10 protein-coding genes are annotated in these 21,070 nt (G+C 33.1%); 7 read left to right on the forward strand and 3 right to left on the reverse strand.

What is annotated here, in order from left to right:
* Nucleotides 1–5: 5 nt before the first annotated feature.
* The 3 genes from AC2DGP_RS12610 to lpdA form a co-directional block, all read right to left on the reverse strand.
* The gene (locus AC2DGP_RS12610; protein ID WP_484490418.1) at nt 6–1,856 is read right to left on the reverse strand and encodes an acyltransferase family protein; all 1,851 of its coding nucleotides are present in this window, start codon (nt 1,854–1,856) and stop codon (nt 6–8) included.
* A gap of 167 nt (nt 1,857–2,023) precedes the next feature.
* Nucleotides 2,024–3,082 carry a hypothetical protein gene (locus AC2DGP_RS12615; protein ID WP_484490419.1) on the reverse strand — a complete coding sequence of 353 codons (1,059 nt, stop codon included), beginning with the start codon at nt 3,080–3,082 and terminating at the stop codon, nt 2,024–2,026.
* A gap of 68 nt (nt 3,083–3,150) precedes the next feature.
* The gene (gene lpdA, locus AC2DGP_RS12620; protein ID WP_484490420.1) at nt 3,151–4,554 is read right to left on the reverse strand and encodes a dihydrolipoyl dehydrogenase; all 1,404 of its coding nucleotides are present in this window, start codon (nt 4,552–4,554) and stop codon (nt 3,151–3,153) included.
* Nucleotides 4,555–5,002: 448 nt separating this feature from the next.
* Between lpdA and AC2DGP_RS12625 the strand changes: the two genes are divergently transcribed.
* From AC2DGP_RS12625 to AC2DGP_RS12655, 7 genes are all read left to right on the forward strand, one after another.
* A complete protein-coding gene (locus tag AC2DGP_RS12625; protein WP_484490421.1) occupies nt 5,003–8,863 on the forward strand; it encodes a hybrid sensor histidine kinase/response regulator transcription factor in 3,861 nt (1,286 codons plus the stop codon).
* A 158-nt stretch (nt 8,864–9,021) separates the two neighbouring features.
* Complete coding sequence (locus AC2DGP_RS12630) at nt 9,022–12,207, forward strand: SusC/RagA family TonB-linked outer membrane protein (protein ID WP_484490422.1); 3,186 nt, start codon at nt 9,022–9,024, stop codon at nt 12,205–12,207.
* 11 nt (nt 12,208–12,218) lie between these two features.
* Nucleotides 12,219–13,856, forward strand: coding sequence for a RagB/SusD family nutrient uptake outer membrane protein (locus AC2DGP_RS12635; RefSeq protein WP_484490423.1), 1,638 nt, complete (start codon nt 12,219–12,221; stop codon nt 13,854–13,856).
* Between the two features lie 213 nt (nt 13,857–14,069).
* Complete coding sequence (locus tag AC2DGP_RS12640; protein WP_484490424.1) at nt 14,070–16,421, forward strand: glycoside hydrolase family 3 N-terminal domain-containing protein; 2,352 nt, start codon at nt 14,070–14,072, stop codon at nt 16,419–16,421.
* A gap of 2 nt (nt 16,422–16,423) precedes the next feature.
* Nucleotides 16,424–18,046, forward strand: a complete 1,623-nt coding sequence (locus AC2DGP_RS12645) for a sulfatase family protein (protein ID WP_484490425.1) — start codon at nt 16,424–16,426, stop codon at nt 18,044–18,046.
* Between the two features lie 7 nt (nt 18,047–18,053).
* A complete protein-coding gene (locus AC2DGP_RS12650) occupies nt 18,054–19,625 on the forward strand; it encodes a sulfatase (protein WP_484490426.1) in 1,572 nt (523 codons plus the stop codon).
* Nucleotides 19,622–21,070 carry a sulfatase-like hydrolase/transferase gene (locus AC2DGP_RS12655; protein ID WP_484490427.1) on the forward strand — a complete coding sequence of 483 codons (1,449 nt, stop codon included), beginning with the start codon at nt 19,622–19,624 and terminating at the stop codon, nt 21,068–21,070. Before AC2DGP_RS12650 ends, AC2DGP_RS12655 begins: the two co-directional genes overlap by 4 nt.

Raw genomic sequence — 21,070 nt, forward strand, 5'->3', positions numbered from 1 at the left:
GAATATTATTTTAAAATTTCAAGCTTTTTAAGTTTTATATTTTGAGCAATAATTTCACAAGCGTAGTAACTTAAATGGTTTGAGTCATAGGTTAAAAGTTTTTTGTTGTCAATTATAAATGTGCAATTTTTAGGGTTTTGACTAGAACAAAGAAGATCAGTTTTACTGTAAAACTTATAATTGTTTTTTGCATTTTCTTTTAATGTTTCTTCATGTAAAGCAAAGTCTTGAATGTCCTTTTGATAATTAATTCCACCGTTTGCTAAAATATCTGGAAGAGGTCTAGTGAATTGAATAAAGTTTCCAAAAACTATGAATTGAGCAGAGGTGGTAAGTTTCATTTTATTAATAAAATTTAGAATGTGTTGAGGTTTGTATTTGCCAACAATGAATGTACTAATAACCACATAATCATAGTTTTTACATATATCTTTATAATAAAGACTTTCAATACAATCTAAACAATTATTTTGCATTTTTGCATCTCCTGGTTGTATCTCAAAAAAATCTTCCTTTGTTAATGGAGGACAACCTCCATTCGTAATGATATTATATTTGTAATTTGGGTATGCTATTTTTAAAAAATTTAATGCATCTGGAGCATGACTGTCACCTATAATTAAAACGCGTTTGCCAGGAATCGTATCAATAGTTAAGTTTTGGGCTTCTTGAATATGTCGTTCTCTATTTCTTGATTCAAAACGAATTTCTTTCGAACTGTATTCAGGGTAGTCTTTGTTTTTCAATAGTTCTAAGTTAGAATTATTTGTATAAACGTTTAGACCTACGAATAATAATATTGAGGTAAGTAAGGCAGGAACATGATATTTAGTGTTTTTAGAATGTCTGAATTTGTTTTCAATAATATAATAAAGCCCGATTGCCAATAGAAATGAGGCTGCATATAGGATGGCTAAATCAAAAATATTGAATTTTTGGGTTATTTTATATTTGTAAAAAACCAAAATAGGCCAGTGAACAAGGTATAAAGAATAAGAGATTTTACCTAAATAACGAAAGAACGCATTGTTATATATAGACCCTATAAAGCTGTTTTTCTGAGTTGATATAATTAATATAATTGTAAATAGACATGGGAAAATAGCATTAATTCCCGGGAATTTTGTTGATTGATTGTATAGAGTAGAAATTGAAATAATTCCTATTAGAGAAAATAGAGTTAACATTTCTTTAATCGTTTTGTTAAATCTTTCTAGATGTATGTTAACTCCAATAGCGCCTATCATAAACTCGAATCCTCTGAATGGTGTTAAATAAAATGAAGCAGATTCATCTATGGATAAAAAATATTCAGAAGAGATCAAACTAGAAATGAACAATATTCCTAAAAGGATATTTTTTAATACTCTATTTTTTATTTTAAGATAAATAACAACTAAAACCGGCCAAATAAGATAGAATTGTTCTTCTACAGATAATGACCAAGTGTGAAGTAATGGTTTTAATTCACCAGTAATATCAAAATAACCAGATTCTTTGAAAAAATGAATATTTGAAAATGATAACATTGAAGGAAGTCCAGTTTTTACTACTTTTTCGAAAAGATTTATCGGGAAAATATATAAACTAAAAATACATGTTACGATTATGGTTGTATATCCAGCTGGAAGTAATCTTTTAATTCTACGCAAATAGAAATCCTTGTAGCTAAACGATCCTTTAGATATTTTGTTTTGAATAATACTAGATATTAAAAATCCACTTATGACAAAAAACATATCTACACCAATAAATCCACCACTTAAAAAAGAAATGTTAAAGTGAAAACTAAGAACTAGCAAAACAGCAAGACCTCTTAAGGAGTCTATATGAGGTATGTATTTAATGCTTGACATCGTTAGATTTTATTTTTTTTACGAAAATAAATAAACCATTTATGTCTAACATATATATTCTATTAATATTTTAAAAGAAGTTATTTGCTCCTCCCTCAAGTATGCAAAAGGTTAGGAATAGAGTTGTTAAATTAATGAGTCCGTGTTAATAAGGTTTTTCATGAAAATTATAATCTATAGCTTAAATTAAGACCAATATTAATACTCGATAAGTTTATTCGATATTCTCTATCTAAATGAATTTTTTCAGTTGATTGACCATCAGTGATGTCTAATTTAGATATTGTTCCATAGAACAATCCCGCATTAAGTCCGATTGCAAATTGCTCATTAATCATTCTTTCATACCCTGTATAAAAATCTAAACCAAGGTTGCCAGATGTTACAGTAAGAATAGTTTCAATACCAGAAACTTCCTTATAAGTAAAATACCCAACAGAACCGTCTAGAGTAAATCTGTTTTTGTTGTTTCCAAATGGATATTCATTATAGAATTTGAGAGCATAATAATTCACAGATGTCTCAAGATTTAAAACGCCAAATTCTGTTGGTTTGGTTGTGTTGTTAAACTCAATAAATTCATCGTTGAGACTACCACCTCTATAAGTATAACTATATTTTAGTCCAATCGCTTCTGTATTATTAATTTGGTACAAACCGCTGAATGAAAACTGAGTTCCAACTTTTAATATATCATGTATAGCTCTTGTGAATTCAGTGGAGTTGTCTTTTTTTCCAATTGTAATAGAAGGGCCAATATTGACGCTAAACAAAAAAGGATGTGTTACTACATCTTTTAAGTTATCAAAAGTATCGTCTTGAGTTATGCCTGTTTTTGAATAAGCACTAAGAGAATCTTTCTGTTTAGATATTTTTCTTAAAATATCTCCTTCAAATTGGTGACATGATGAGCCAAAGAAGGAAGGTTTTCTATGTTTTTTTAAACCAATGATATTTCCTCCGTTTGCGCGAGCACTGTCTATTACAATCTGTAGCATTCTATCATAGGAACAATTTGTTGTAAAGCCGCCATCAGATACGGATATAGAACCGATTAGTTCATTATGACTGTTATCTCGTTTTGAGTATGTTTCGGGTTTGTATATTTTTAATTTTTCTGATTGAGATAGACTAGGATATCTTTTTGTGAATTGACTATTGATTTTTGGACTACAAGAAACAAGAAGGGTAATTACACTTAGTGCAAGTAAAATTTTTGATAGCATTTTTTGTTTGCGAAAATAAAAAAGGTCTATGACAATCATAGACCTTTTTTAATATTTGTTCTGATATATTAAATATGCAATGCTCTATCATCAGTAGCAGCTAAACAGGCTTCTTTTATTGCTTCTGTATAGGTAGGATGCGCATGCGACATTCTTGAAACATCTTCCGCAGATGCTCTAAATTCCATGGCTACTACAGCCTCAGCAATCATATCAGCAGCTCTGGCTCCAATCATATGAACTCCTAAAATTTCATCGGTTGTTGCATCTGCTAATACTTTTACCTGTCCGTCAATATCCATACTGGCTCTAGCTCTACCCAAGGCACGCATAGGGAAACTTCCTACTTTGTATTTTACACCTTCTTCTTTTAATTGCTCCTCTGTTTTTCCTACAGCGGCAACTTCTGGCCAAGTGTATACTACACCTGGAATTAAGTTGTAGTTGATATGTGGTTTTTCTCCAGCTATAAATTCAGCAACCATAGTTCCTTCTTCTTCTGCTTTGTGGGCTAACATAGCACCTTTCACAACATCACCAATGGCATAAATATTTGGAATGTTTGTTTGTAAATGTTCGTTCGTATCAATTTGACCTCTTTCTGTTGTAACGATTCCGATATTGTTCAATCCTAAACCATCAGTATAAGGTCTACGTCCAACAGAAATTAAAGAATAATCTCCTTTAAATTCTACCGGATTTCCTTTTTTATCATCTGCCGTAACTACAACTTCATCACCTGTATTTGTTACAGAAGTTACTTTATGACCAACAAAGAATTTAATACCTTGTTTTTTCAATGATTTTTGTAATTCTTTAGATAACATTCCATCCATTCCAGGAACAATTTTAGGCATATATTCAATCACAGAAACTTCAGCTCCTAATCTTGCATATACTTGCCCTAATTCTAGTCCAATTACTCCACCACCAATTACGATAAGGTGTTTCGGTACCTCTTTTAGTTTTAAAGCTTCTGTAGAGGTTATTACTCGTTTTTTATCCAAAGAGATAAATGGTAATGTTGAAGGTTTTGAACCCGTAGCAATAATAGTTTTTGCAGATTCTATTTTTTCTACAGATCCATCAGGTTTTGCAATATTGATATGTGTTGTGTCAAAAAAAGAACCAACACCTTCGTATCTGTCGATATTATTTTTACTCATTAGGTAATCGATTCCTCCTGTCGTTTGCGCAACAACTTCTCCTTTACGAGCAATCATTTGTTCGAAATTTAAACTCAATCCTTCTACGCCGATACCATGTTTTTCAAAATGTTTGGTCGCATCATGGTAATGGTGAGAAGAATCTAATAATGCTTTAGAAGGAATACATCCTACATTTAAACAAGTTCCTCCAAGAGTTGAGTATTTTTCAATAATTGCAGTTTTCAATCCTAATTGAGCACAACGGATTGCAGCTACATATCCTCCAGGTCCAGCACCAATAACGGTTACATCGTATTTAGTCATAATGAATGTTCTTTAAATTACGATACAAAATTAAGAAAAACCAATTAACAGGGTTGTGTAAATTTTGTAATAATTGCATGTAAATTATACAAATCTGTTAGAAATAAAACCAACATTTTTCATATTTAGAACTGTATTTTAAAAGTAATTGAATTTTCCTGATTCAATATCCAGCAAGTAATGGAGTTTTGTTATTTAAATTATTGGAGAAGTTTATGAGTCTATTTTTGAGTTACTATTGTAAGAGGTTAAAAACCTTTGCTTAAGGCTTTGTTTTAACTTAAGTGCATTGTAATTTTTACTTTAAACGTATGTTTTACAGTATTTAAAATTGAATAGTATTTGATAAATTCTTGTATTTGTAGTAGAGTTTTGTAGTTTTACACTTCTTTTTATTTTTAGATTTATTAACTTATCATCTAAAATCAACACCTTACTTTTTCGTTTTATGTTTAGAAAATTTCCTTTATTATTGGTTTTCACTTTCGCGCTATTTGGTTCAGTATTTGGACAAAATAATATTGATTTTGAGAAGCTAAATGCGGAGAATGGGGTTTCGCAAAGTATCATTTATAATATTGACCAGGATCAAACTGGGAATATTTGGATGGCAACTGAAGAAGGTGTCGTAAAATATAATTCTGTTTTTGCCGATACTTATTCCAAGCAAAAAGGTCTGCCAAAGGAAGCGGGGAATCGAGTAAATACTCTTTTTATAGATTCTAAGAATAGAGTTTGGTTAGGTATTGATAAAGGAATTTGCTTGTATGATGCAAAGTATGATACCTTCAACTATATTATTCCAAATGGAAAGCTTAGACCAAATTTGGTAAAAAGTATTTGTGAAGATTTAAATGGTAGAATCTGGATTGGAGCCTATAATGGGCTTTGGTTGTATGATCCGGCATCCTCCGAGTTTGTAAATAAAACCATTGAAATTAGTAAGGTAAGGATTGGGATACAAACTGTTGTTACTGGCGTTAATGGAAAATTATTGCTCGGAACTGCAAGAGGTTTGATGGTTTATAATATTCAAAAAGAAAAATTGCGTCAAGTATCTAGAAAAAATTTGAATATTATGAGTATCGCTAGAAATAAAAGCGATTACTTATTGGGTACAAAAAAAAGAGGTCTTTTTAAAATAGACAATAGATTTCAAGATTTAAATAAAATTGAAAGCGTTGAGGTATCAAATCCAATTCGTGTCATTACTAAAGACAAAACAGGTGACTTTTTGGTTGGAACGGATGGTGCTGGAGTGTTTGTTTTAAATAATGATTATAATTTATTGAGTCATTATTTCCATAGCGAAGATCAGTTAAATTCTCTTACAAGTAATGGGGTATATGATATTATTATTGATCGTCAAGGAATTATTTGGGTGGCAACTTATGGGGGTGGACTTAATTTTCTTGACAAGTCAAAAATGGTTTTTAAGAAATTAAAACACGAACCCAATACTGAAAACAGTCTAAAAAATAATTTCACACGTTCTATAGAGGTGGATGCTTTAGGAAGGCGTTGGTTTGGTACCAAAAATGGAATTAGCATTCTAGAACCTAAAAACAATAAATGGAGGCATTTGAAACAAATAAATGATATTGTTTTAACGCTTGAAAGTGATGGTGACTTTATGTGGGTTGGTACTTTTAACAAAGGTGTTTTTAAGGTCAATATTCATAACTTATCCGTACAGTCCTTAGATTTAGAGTTAAAAAAAGTATATGTTATTTTTAAGGACAGTGACAAAAGCATATGGTTTGGGGGTATAGAAGGAGAAACCTTAAAGCTTTCAAAATCAGGAAAAGTAAGTAGTTATCCAATAAGAGATGTACGCTCTATTATTGAATTTGGAGAAGCTATCCTGATAGCAGGGAGAAATGGGGTGAGTGTCATTGTAAATGATAAAATCACGGATTATAAGGCACTTCGCGATGTGCACAAAGATTTAAATTTGGCAACAATCAATGTGTTAACCCAGTTCACGGAAAATAAAATATTGATTGGTACAAATGGGGGTGGTTTATTGATGTATGATCATGAAAAAAAAGAAAACTATAAAATTTCTGTTTCTTCTGGATTGCCATCTGATATCATTCAGGGGATCATTCCATATAATGAAAATGAAATTTGGGCGAGTACCACTAAAGGGTTGTCTCAAATATTAATTAAGGAGAAAGATACAGTCATACATGTTTTTGATAAAAATGATGGTTTGTCAAGTACAGATTTTAATTATGGAAGTTTTAAAAAAATAGATGACAAAACCTTTGCGTTTGGAGGGGTGCAAGGTGTAACTATTTTTAATCCTGAAGAGATTGACAGTAAAAAAGCCAATTTGCCAAATGTTGTCTTTGATGAGTTTAGTGTTTTTAACAAAGTTATTTCACCAAAAGACTCTTTGTTAAAAGGACATATTAATACCGTAAAGGATATTCAATTAAAATATTCTGAGAATTCTATTACCTTAAAATATTTAGGGGTTTCAAACCAAGCTTCATCAAAAGTAAAATACTCATGGAAGTTAGAAGGCTTTTCAGAAACTTGGTCGTTACCAGAAATAAACAGACAAGTAAACTTTACAAATCTTAGTTTTGGTGATTATGTTTTTAGGGTAAAAGCTTCTAATGGTTTTGGTGAATGGGGACCTGAACGTTCTATAAATATTACTGTAATGAGACCTTGGTGGGCTACCACAACTGCTTATTTTGTCTACTTTATGTTAGTTGTTATTGTTTTTGTGATCACCATTTATTTTACCCAGTTTATTGTAAGTAAACGCAATGCAGATGAACAAATTGAGTTTTTTAATAACTTAACGCATGAAATTAGAACGCCATTAACAATTTTATTATCCTCTTTAGAAACTTTTTCTGAAACTCCAGAAAAAGAAGCGAATAGTCAAGTGAAAAAAACAATTACAAGATTAAATGCTTTGTTTGAGCAAATGTTGAATTTTAAAAAATCAACAGTTAATAAACCAGGTCAAAATGTATCTAAGCTTCCTTTAGAAAAACATATCAAAGAACTTGTTTTAAATTTTAAGCCGCTGTTAGAAGAGTATGATATTAAATTAACGATTGAGAATAAATGGAAAAATGAAGTTTTTTATTTTGATAAAGAAACTTTGAATAAAATTGTTTTCAATCTGGTTTCTAATGCGGTAAAGTATTCTAAAAAAGAAGGAACCATTGATGTGAAATTGAAAACGACCCTGAAAAGTCAATTGCAAATAGAGGTAAGCGATACAGGTATGGGGATTCCTAAAGACCAGCAGAAATTTATTTTAAAAAGATTTTATAGAGCTCGAAATGTGGTAAATAGTCAGAAACCAGGAACAGGCTTAGGTTTGATGATGGTTAAAAATCTTGTGGAAGCTTCAGGTGGAACGATAAGTTTTGAGAGTGAAGAAAATGTTGGAACTACTTTTAAAGTTTGTATTCCTAATAGAGAAGAAGGTTATAAAAAATCGGTAGTGTTAGAGGAAAGTTTTCAAAAGGAGTTCACGATTAATGACCAAGGCGATATTGATGCTTTTAGTGATCGTAAAATATTGATTGTTGAAGATAATAACGAGTTACGTTCTTTATTAGCCAGAAGTCTTGGTACTTATTTTCAAATTTACGAGGCATCCAACGGTCAAGAAGGTTTAGAGCTAGCAGGTCAGATTTTTCCAGATATTATACTAACAGATTTAATCATGCCAGAAATGGATGGGATGCAAATGGCAAAACGACTGTTGGACGATATCAATCTAAATCATATTCCTGTATTTATGATGACTGTATTAAATAATTCTGAATTAAAAATTGAAAGCATAGAAAGTGGAATTTCTGAGTATATAGAGAAACCATTAGATATCAATTTACTTTTGGCTAAGATTACAAATACATTGAGTTGGCAAAAAAAGTTGCGTAAAAAGTATGTACATCAATCTGAAAAAGATACTGCCACACAATACAGAAATTCTAAAGATGAAAGTTTTGTGACAAATTTAGAGGCAACCTTGTTGCATAATATTTCAGATACTTCTTTTTCGGTTCATGATTTATGTGAAAGTGTTGGAATGAGTAGAACTTCGTTGTATATGAAACTTAAAAATTTAATAGACCTGTCTCCTCAAGATTTTATCATTCATACAAAATTGAAGTATGGAAAAAGTTTGCTGATAAAAGGAGGGATGAGCGTAAAAGAAATCGCCTACCAGTCAGGTTTCTCAAATCCAAAGTATTTCAGTACTTCATTTAAGAAGTTTTATGGAGAATCTCCAACAAGTTTTCTTAGTGGTTTAGAAGATAAACCGTCTTAATTAATTTTTTAGTTATTAAAAATTGCGTTATATTTAATAAGGTTAGCCCTTGTTTTATAGTAGGTTGACGATTATTGTACCTATTCGGATGCTCCTTGCACCACGTTTATAGATAGGTGAAGTAAATTGCTAATCTAAACTAAACCAATTTTTAAACTATGAAGAATATTACAAGTATAGTTCTCGTATTATTTGTTTCGATTTCTGCTGTTGCACAGATAGCTGTGCATGGAGTAGTTAAAGATAACACTGGAGAGCCTTTACCAGGAGCAACCATTCTAGAAAAAGGAGCACCAAATGGAACCACCTCTGATTTTGATGGAAATTATGAATTAACCGTAAGAGATAAAAGTTCGGTTTTAGTGATTAGTTTTGTGGGGTTTGAGACCCAGGAGATTAGAGTAGAAGATCAAAAAGTAATAAATATTCAACTAACTACAGGGTCAGAATCTTTGGAGGAAGTTGTGGTGATAGGATATGGAAGTTCTTCTAAGGCTGATATCACTGCGTCTATTGCAACGGTAAAACCTGTTACAGATGATAAAGCCGGGGTAGCTGTAGTAGAAAGTTTACTTAGAGGTACCTCTGGGGTGAATGTAGTATCTAGCGGAGAGCCTGGAGCCGCTGTTTCTATTAATATTAGAGGAGTTTCAAGTTTAACAGGATCAAATCAACCACTTTATGTAATTGATGGAATTGTAATGGATAGTTCGCAAGAGTCATTGACAGATCCAACAAACTTTCAAGGGGCTAGTAAAAGTGGTATCGGTGGGGTTGCACCAGAAGATATTGAGTCTATTCAAGTTTTAAAGGATGCATCTGCTACGGCAATATATGGTTCTTTAGGAGCAAATGGAGTGATTCTGATTTCAACAAAAAAAGGAAAATTGGGAGAGCCTACATTTAATTTTTCTACAAGTACAACCGTTGGAACAGCAAATTTACCATATGATATTTTGAATACTGAAGAATATGTTGCCTTTACAAATGATAAATATACTGCCCATCCGGATTCCAACTCAGGAACTGAATATTTATATCCAGAAGGAAGGTTTCCTTTTGAAATCCGAGAAGATGGTTTGTATAATTTTGTGTCAAGAAATGATGATGATAATAGCGGTGATTTAGATTTGATTGGAATTTATGAGCCGATGAATTGGACAGATTTGTATAGAACTACTTTTTCTACAAACTCTAGATTTACTGCTTCAGGAGGTACAGAAGATACAAAGTACTATAGCTCTGTTGGATATTTTAAACAAGAAGGAGTTTTAGCGAATGCATATTTGAATAAGTTAGATTTAAATTTAAATGCAAGTCACAGATTCAATAAAAAATTAAAAATTGGAGGGAAAATATCTTACACCTTAACTGAGAATTCTTTACCAGGGGTAAGTGGGTCTAATGCAGGAGAAACAAATTCTGTTTACAGACATATAAATGATAATTTTCCGCTTGAGTTGAGAGAGGATTTAGCACCATTAGATAATGAGAGTTTTCGTTTGAATCCAAGAGGCTGGGTAGATGACTATGACAATATCTCAACAGAGAATAGAGTGCTTGGAAATTTATCTGTAGAATATAAGTTGAGGAAAGACTTGATTTATAATTTTAGAGTAGGTGCGGATTATAGAAAAGGAGTACTTGATATTTGGCAAGGAGTGGGCACAAATCAAGGATTGACAAGAGAAGGAAGGTATGCAAAGTCTAATTTAAATCGATTTTCTTATAATTTAGATAATACCATTACTTACAAGCCTAAAGCAATTGGAGACCATAGGTATACCTTATTAGGAGGGATAGTTTACAATAGTACAGATTCAGAAAAAAATTATACCAGAGCTTCTAATTATTCTTTAGAGGGGCAAGAAAATAGAGGTAGAGATTTTTATGGTGCTTCAATTATAGAACCTACGGTTTATAATTATGGACCAGAGAGAATGATATCTTTTTTAGGAAGGGGAACTTATGGATTTAAAGATCGCTATAAAGTGTCTGCCTCTTTAAGATATGATGGGTCTAGTAAGTTTATTGGTAAAAATAGATATGGATTATTTCCGGCGATAAGTGCCGCATGGGAAATTCATAAAGAATCATTTATCGAGGATGCTGATACAGCAATCAATCAATTAAAGCTGAGAGTAGGTTACGGTGAAACTGGGAATCAAAGGGTAGGGAATAATTTAACTTATGTGAATTATAAAATTTCTCCAGAAGGATATGCAGCGGCAAATAAAGATTTACATATTGCCTACGAAAAAACAAATATTGCAAGTAAAGATTTGACATGGGAAACTCAAAAGCAATTCAATACAGGATTGGATTTAGGGATGTTTTCAAATCGTCTTTCTGTAACGATTGATGCTTATAATAAACAATCAGATGATTTATTAAACACACTTAGTATAGGTGGAAGTTCTGGAGATGATACTATTGTTGTGAATCAAGGATCTCTTAATAATCAAGGAATAGAATTGGCAATTAATGGAGACGTGTTCAGGAGTGATAATTTTACTTGGAATTTATTTGGTAGTTATTCTATGAATAGAATTGAAATTCAGAATTTAGGTCTTGTTGAAAGTGAATTTGGATCGGCAGGAACTTTTGTTGGCTACTATGGAAGGCCTATTCAAGTTGCAAATACAAACACAGTGCCGATGAATGTTTATTTAGAAGGACAGGCTCCAGGATTATTTTTTGGTTTTGAAACCAATGGAATTGTTACAGCCGATGATGTGGCGAATGGAAATACGCAAGTTGAAGGTTTTTATAATATTGTCGATAAAAATGGAGACGGACAAATTACAGATGATGATAAAACCATCATTGGAGATCCTAACCCAGATGCTATTTATTCTTTCGGAACGAATATTTACTATAAAAAATGGTCGTTCAATGCGAATTTTTATGGTGTTAAAGGAAATGATGTTTACAATGCAAATTTCTTAACGGAGAATTATAGTGCTGAAAATAGATGGAATAATGTAAGAAGGGACTACTTACTAAATCGATATAGTAGTGAAAATCCAGGAGGTACTTTACCGGATATAAATCTTCAAAAAGATGCCCTTAGTAATGCGGGTGTGTTAGATGTTGCCGTTGCAGATGGTAGTTATTTAAGATTACAGAATATAAGTTTAGGTTATGATTTTACACTTAGAAATAGTGGAATAAAATCTGTCAAAGTATTTGGATCCATGAGTAATGTTTTCACAATAACTAAATATACTGGAATGAATCCAGAGATTGCTTCATTGCGTTTTACTCCTGGAGTGGCTGGTGTGGATATTGCAAGTCCGCCTATTCAGAGTACTATAACTTTAGGTGCATCATTAACATTTTAAAATTGAAAATCATGAAATATATATATATCCTTATAATCGTTCTAGCACAAGCATTTGTCTCATGTGATCAAATTTTAGATGTAAGTGACAATCTTGCAGAAAGTGGGGCTTTAAATAAAGAATTGTTATACTCTTCTGAAGAAAATATAGAAGGTGTTGTAAACGGTGTCTATGCTAAATTTGCTTCAGAGTTTTATAGTGGAGGTAACTTTTTTCAAATGACAAGTGCACATACTCCTTATTTTTCAAGTTCAGGATCTAAAGGAGAGCAATTCGGAACTTTTAATATTTCTCCCTCATTGAAAAACTTGAATGATACATGGGTAGAGATTTACAGTTGTGTTGATCATGCAAATCATTTGATAGAGAATTTACATAAGTTAGCACCAGGTTTTTCAACTACAGAAAGAAACTTGGGGCAGGCACATTTTATTAGAGCCATAACTTATTTTGATTTGGTAAGGGTATGGGGAGAAGTACCTTTAAGAACTGTTCCAGCAGAGCAAGGAACTTTGTTTTTACCAAAATCATCAAAACAAGAAATTTATGACCTAATTATCGCGGATTTAACAATTGCTGCTGATTTGTTGCCTTCTGAAGAATATATACCTGGTAGGCCATTATCATATGCTGCAAATGGATATTTGGCAAAGGTGTATATGAATATGGCTACAGAATCAGGTTTGTCAGGTTCGTCTAATGATTACTGGGAGTTGGCTTACACTCATGCTAAATTAGTTGAAGATTCTATGAAATATAGTTTAGTACCTAGTTATGAAGATTTATTTGCTGAGGGAAATGAAAATACTTCTGAAAGCATTTTTGAAATTCAATATACCGCCGGCGGAACTTCTACAAAAAGTGGTCAACATTCTTTTATGACGGCTCCAGCAAAATCAATTTATAACCAAAGAGATTCAGGTGGAAACTTAAGAGTGAATAGATTGGCTTTACATGATCACTATATAGATTACAATATCGCAACAACAGATGTACATCCTGATCCTAGGAGAACGGTAGCATATGTATCTGAACAGTATACAGAAATTGTGGCTCCTTTCAAGGTTCGAAAGATTTATCCTACTCAGTTTTCGGGTGGTTTCGCAGTGAATTGGATCAAAAAATACCAAGAAGTATCTAATACGAATATCAATTCTAATAGAAATCGAATGGTTTTTCGTTATGCCGATTTATTATTGATGTTAGCAGAAATTGAAAATGAAAGAGGGAATTATCAATCGTCTAAAGATTATGTAAAGTTGGTTTTAGATAGAGCTAATTTAAGTTTATATAACCTTTCAGGGATTCAAGGTTTAGTAGGTGGAGATGATTTAAGAGATAGAATTCTAAAAGAAAGAATTTATGAGCTTTTAGGAGAAGGGCATGAATGGTTTGATTTGCGAAGACAACAGAATTCAGGGGTTTCATTTTTAGAATCTAGAATTGATAGAAGACAGGTTTTAATGACAGGTGGTGATCAATTTGATACTAAAAACAAAACACAATTCCATAGCATTTGGAACCCAGATTTATCTTTTGTTACGGATGATGCCGCTGTTCTTGAAAAGAATATGAGGTTTCCAATTCCTTCAAATGAAATCATCGGAAATAATGCTTTAGATAATAGTGACCAGAATATTGGGTATTAGAATTATTAAGGTTTTTGTAGAATTAGCACTTGTAATACAGGGTTTTGACGAATACTGTACCTATTTTGATACTGCGTGCACCTCAAAATTACTCCAACAAAGTAATTTAGTGGTCAAGACCAATAGCTATTTTGATTGTTCTGTTTTATAAAAAAGACAATTGAAATAATTTAAAGAAATAAGAAGATTTAATTACAGTAAAAACAAGAAAGGATGAAGATCATAAAAAGAAGTTTTCAAGTTATGTTGCTACTATCGGTAGTATTAATGTCTTGCGATTCTCAACAAGAGAAAAGTAATTTAGACTATACATCTACAGAATTAAGTGCAGAAGAGAGAGTGAAAGATTTAATGTCTAAAATGACATTGGAAGAAAAGGTTGCTCAAATGTGTCAGTACGTAGGTCTAGAACATATCAAAGCTGCTCAGAATGATCTTACAGAAGAAGACTTGGATGTCAATGATGCGAGAGGATTTTATCCTGATTTGAGTATCAATGATTTGGTAGAAATGACCAAAGCTGGTAAAATAGGATCTTATTTACATATCGTTACCGTTGAAGAAGCAAATTATTTACAATCATTAGCAATGCAATCAAGGTTCAAAATTCCTTTATTGATTGGTATTGATGCCATTCATGGTGATGGATTGTTTTCAGGAGCTACCATTTATCCTTCCCCAATTACACAAGCTGCTACTTGGGATGATGAGTTACTATACAAGGTAAGTGCTCAAACAGCAACAGAAATGAGAGCAACTGGTACGCATTGGGCTTTTACTCCGAATATTGATGTATTAAGAGATCCTCGATGGGGACGTACTGGTGAAACTTTTGGTGAAGATCCTTATTTAGTAGGGAATATGGGGGTTGCTACAATTGCAGGAATGCAGTCAGATGATTTTTCAGGTTCTGATAATGTCATTGCTTGTGTGAAACACCTTGTTGCAGGAAGTCAATCGTTAAATGGTTTGAATGCATCTCCAACAGATGTTTCTTACAGAACCTTAATGGGAATATTTTTACCACCATTTAAGAGAGCTGTACAAGAGGCAAATGTTTTTTCTGTGATGACCGCTCACAATGAAGTAAACGGAATTCCAGCGCATATGGACAAACATATGATGACTGATTTAATGAGAGATCGTTGGGGATTTGATGGTTTTTATGTTAGTGATTGGAACGATGTTTCAAGGATAGATACTTGGCATCATGTCGCAAAAGATTTTAAACAAGCAACAGAGTATTCTGTTGGAGCAGGATTAGATATGCATATGCATGGTCCTCATTTTGCTGAATATGTAATTGAATTGGTAAATGAAGGTAAGTTACCTGAATCTAGAGTTGATTTAGCTTGTTCAAAAGTATTAGAGGTAAAGTTTAAACTAGGGTTATTTGAAAATCCATTCATAGAAGAAGGTTCATACAAGGAAGTATTGTTCAATAAAGAACATCAAAAAGCTTCTTTAGAGCAAGCGAGAAAAGGAATTGTTTTACAGAAAAACTCAGGGTTTTTACCATTGAAAAAAGGAGCGAACAAAACCATTTTCGTAACAGGTCCAAATGCGAATAACCAAACAACCTTAGGAGATTGGGTATCTCCTCAGCCTGAAGAAAACATCATCACGATGTATGAAGGAATAAAGAAATTAGGAGAAGAAAAGGGGTACAAAGTAAATTATTTTGATTCTGGAGATAGATCTAGAAAAATGAAAGATGCTGATATCAATAAAGCAACCACTCTTGCAAAAAAGGCTGATATCACGGTATTGGTATTAGGTGAGAATTCTTTTCGACATGATTGGCCAAACAAAACAACGGGAGAAAATATTGATCGTGCGACTTTGAAATTATCAGGGAAGCAAATGCAATTAGCGGATAAGATTCTAGCATTAGGAAAACCAGTTGTTGTGGTTTACGTAAGTGGAAGCCCAATTGCAGAACCAAGTTTAGAGAAAAGAGCAAAAGCGGTTATCAATGCATGGGAACCAGGTGCTTTTGGAGGGCAGGCTACTGCTGAGATTTTATTTGGTGAAGTGAATCCAAGTGCAAAATTACCATTGACTATTCCAAGATCTGTAGGTCAGTTACAAATGGTATACAACCATAAACCAACAATGTATATTCATAAATATAATACTGAGAAGAAAACTCCATTACATCCTTTCGGTTTTGGATTGAGTTATACAAAATTCGAAATTTCAAAACCGGTAGTATCATCTAGCGTTGTGGGCAAAGAAGCTCCAATTGAGGTTTCTGTTGAGGTATCTAATAAAGGGAAAATGGCTGGAGAAGAAATTGTGCAGCTTTATATAAGAGATAATGTGAGTTCTGTAACAAGACCGGTTAAAGAATTAAAGCGTTACCAAAGAGTAGCACTTGAACCAGGAGAAACAAAAACAGTTACCATGGAGTTAGATGCTGAAAGCTTAGCTTTTTATGATATAAATATGGAGTATTGTGTTGAGCCAGGAAGTTTTAAAATCATGGTTGGAAACTCATCAGCAGATAAGGATTTAAAGGAAACTTCTATTGAAGTTAAGGAACGAATTATATTAAAAGATTAATTATGAAGCATCTTAGAGAAATTAAATCAGCAGTATTTTTTGTTGTAGCGATAGCTTTTGTCTTCGCAAGTTGTGGGACCTCTAAAACAAAAAAGAAAGAAAAAAGACCTAATGTGATTTACATTATGGCCGACGATTTAACTACGCAAGCTATAAGTGCGTATGGTGGAATTTATAAAGATATTGCTCCTACCCCTAATATTGATAGAATAGCAAATCAAGGAATGTTATTTCAAGATGTGTTATGTACCAATGCCATTTGTGGACCAAGTAGATCTGCAATTTTAACGGGTGATTATAGCAACGTAAACGGTTATTATAAAAATGAAAGCGGTGGTAGGTTTGATGAAAACAAATGGACTTTTCCACAAGAATTTCAGTCCAATGGATATGCTACAAGTCTTTTTGGTAAATGGCACCTAGGATCAGAGCCGAAAGGATTTGATTCATACAAATACCACGCAGCAGCAGGTCAGCAAGGACACTATTGGGATCCAAAATACAACGAAAACGGAAAAGAAGTCGTTGAGAAAGGATATGCAACAAATATAAGCACTGAATTTGCACTGGATTGGTTGGAAGAGAACAAAGGTTCAGAAAAACCATTTATGATGTTGTTGCAATACAAAGCACCTCATAGACCTTGGGAACCAGATCATAAATATGAAACTTTATGGGATGATATTGAAATGCCATATCCAGTTACCTACAATGATACCTATGAAGGTAGAGAGTTAACGGCAGGGGATTCAGAAATGACGATGGAATATTTCAGTAGACGAGATATGAAAATGAAAAGACCAGAAGGGTTGAAAGGAAAAGAAGGGGTGAAATGGGATTTTTATGGTGCAAAACCAGGAGAAATTGTAACGCAAGAAGGAATGACCTTTGAAGAAGGAAGAAACTGGAGATATCAGACTTACATCAAAGATTATTTGGCCTGTGTAAAATCGGTAGATGATAATATTGGTAGAGTATTAGATTATTTGAAAGAGAACAATTTAGAAGAAAATACGATTATTGTTTTGACTTCTGACCAAGGGTTTTATTTAGGAGATCATGGTTTTTTTGATAAAAGATTTATTTACGAAGAATCTTTAAGAATGCCTTTTATAGTGCGCTATCCTAAAAAAGTGAAAGCTGGAAGTGTAAATGAAGATATCATTACAAATGTGGATTTTGCACCAACTCTGTTGGAATTAGCAGGAATAGAGAACAAACAAAAAATGCATGGTGAAAGTTTTGCAGCTTCACTAGAGGGTAAAACACCTAAAGATTGGAAAGATGGTATGTATTACCACTATTATGAATTTCCATTTTGGCATCATGTACAACCACATTATGGTATAAGAACAGAAAGATACACCTTGGCACATTTTTACTATAGTATTGATGTATGGGAATTATATGATTTGGAAAAAGATCCAAACCAGATGAATAATATCATCAATGATCCTGCTTATAAAGAGGTTATTGTTGACCTGAAAGCACAATTAAAAACATTGAAAGCGGCCGTAGGAAATGATAAATCTTTAGAGGAGTATAGAAAAATTACCGACACTGATTTTGGAAGTATCATAGACCATCATGGTGAAGCTTCAGTTCAAGATTTATTAACTAAATAAAAGCAATATGAAAATAACTAAGTTTCTTTTAGTAGCTATAGTACTCTCTCTAACTTCTTGTAAAGCACAGAAAAAAAAGGAGAGTACCATCCATGAGCAAAAAAATATATTGTTCCTGGCAGTAGATGATTTAAAACCATTGATCTCCGCTTATGGTGAAAAACAAATGCATACACCTAATTTAGATCGTTTGGCAAAAATGGGAGTTATTTTCAAAAACGCTAATGTACAACAAGCCGTTTGTGGTCCTTCTAGAGCAAGTATTATGACAGGTATGTATCCTGACAATACTAAAGTTTGGGATTTACATACAAATTTTAGAGAATCGGCACCTCAATTAAAATCCATGCCAGAATATTTAATATCTCAGGGGTATGAAACAACTGCAGTGGGGAAAATTTATCACAAAGGGTCTACATCAAAAGGGCATGATGGTAAGAGCTGGTCTATAGCTCATACCTTACCAGAAAATTTCCCAAAAGAATACGGGAAACCGATGTATGCTTTTTATCAAAAACCAGAAACCAAAATGGCTATGGCCGAGCTTAAGAAACAAGCATTGGCTAAAGGTTTAAAAAAGTATGGTAAGCAAAGTAAGTTTGTTTTTAAAACATTGAAGCCTAGCTCGGAATGTATTGAAGGGCCAGATGAAATGTATCAAGACGGTTTGTATACGATTGATGCTATTAGAAAAATGGATGATTTGATAAAAACAGAAAAACCTTTTTTCCTTGGTGTAGGATATCAAAAACCACATTTACCTTTTGTAGCACCTAAAAAGTATTGGGATTTATACAAGAGAGAAGAAATTGAATTGGCGCCCTTTCAAGAATTGGCTGAGGGAACGCCGAAAGTTGCTTATCATTCCTTTGGAGAAATTAGAGCTTTTTCTGACATAGATAGTAGTTTGGGAATTGGTGATAAAATGCCAGTTGAAAAACAGAGAGAATTGATTCATGGGTATATGGCCTGTGTGTCTTATGTAGATGCGCAAATAGGAAAACTGTTAGATGCTTTAGAGGAAAGAAATATTTTAGAAAGTACGGTTATTGTATTATGGGGAGATCATGGATATCATTTAGGGGATCATACAGAATGGTGTAAACATTCAAATTTTGAACAAGCCACTCGAATTCCTCTTATGTTTGCTGGCCCAGGAGTGTCTAAAAATAGACAAGAAGAGACTCCTGTAGAGTTGGTAGATGTATTTCCAACCTTGTTTGAATTGGCAGGAGTAAAAGGAACCGAAGTAGATGGAAAATCGTTGGTGCCTCTTTTAGATGGAAACCAGAAGACAAGCCTTGACGTTACTTATGCGGTGAGTCAATATCCTAGAGGGAAAGATAAAATGGGGTATTCTATTCGAACAAAACAATATAGATACACAGAGTGGCACGGAGCTGCTTATAAAAGCTATAAAACGTATAAGGATTCAAATATTATTGGTAGAGAACTATATGATTATGATAAGGACCCTAATGAGACAAAAAATTTAGTCAATGAAAAAGAATATAAATCGGTTGTGGCCGATTTAAAGTCTAAATTGAAAAACCACTTAAATACCATTGAAAAAAGATGAGATTTTCTAAACTAATCCTATTGTTTTTGTTATTCGTGCAGTCAGTTTTTGCACAGGAAAAACCAAATATTGTAATGATAATTGTTGATGATTTTGGTTACCATGATATTGGATATCACGGGTCTCAAATACATCAAACACCGGCCATTGATAATTTGGCTAAAACAGGGGTTGTTTTTCAAAATGGATATAGTAGTTATCCGAGGTGTACACCTTCTCGTTATGGAATGTTTACAGGTACCTATCCTGTGAATGAAAGTAAAGGTTATTTAGGAGGAATTCCCTCTGAAAAGAATTTTATACATCAGTTCAATAAGGCAGGATATAAAACATCTTACACAGGTAAATGGCATATTGGAGGGGAAGAAAGTAGCCCAACAGGATTTGGGTTTCACCAGTCTTACGCTGCAGGTCATGCCGGAGGTGTAGATACACGTCATTATCCTTTTAATACCAAAACATTAGAAAAAGCCAAAGCTAATGAAGGGAAGAAGAAAAAAGGTCATGGTGAAAAATATCCTGTGTTGAATGTTACAGAAGATGGAAAAAAAGGAGATTATTTATCGGATGTATTGACGGATGCTACGATTGGATTTATTGAAAATAGAGATAAAAAGAAACCATTTTTTACGGTTCTGGCTTATTATGCAGTACATACGCCTATTGAAGCAAAGAAAGAAGATGAAAAAAGAAATCAAAAAGAAATAGATGCTTTTGATTATGGAGATGGTCCCGAATACATAAAGGAAGGTGCAGGTAGAAGAAAAATGCGTCAAGACAATGCTGCCTACGCAGGGATGGTTGAAAATGTTGACGAGAATATTGCAAGAGTTGTGGCAACCTTAAAAAAGGAAGGGTTGGATAAAAATACCATCATCGTGGTGACGTCTGATCATGGAGGTTTGTCAAATGGAGGTCATAAAGGGCAGCGTTTGTTAGCTACTACAAATTTACCTTTCAAAGCAGGAAAAGGTTGGTTGTATGAAGGTGGAATCAGGGTGCCATATATTGTTAATTGGCCAGCAAAAATTACACCGAAATTTGATACTGAGTCGATCGTTTTAGGAATGGATATTATTCCTACTTTGTTGGATTTATCTATTAATAAAAAAGTAGAAGGCATTGATGGAAAGAGTTTTAAATCAGTGCTAGAGGGTACGGAAAAATGGAATGATAGAACGGTCTATTGGAGATCTGTCAAAGCAAGACCCCATAGTACAGGTGATGGAAAAACGGAGGTCGTTAGATCAGGTGATTATAAATTACTTTATTTTAAAGATACCGATAAAGTTGAATTGTATAATGTGGTAAAAGACGAAGGAGAATTAAATGACCTATCAGCTACTGAACCAAAAAAGAAAAAGGAATTGTTAGAATTGTTAAAAGAATGGAAAAATGAATATTTAATTCCATCAAAAGTAAAGATATACCCACCTAAAAAATAA

Source organism: Flavicella sp. IMCC45537 (assembly GCF_057197705.1).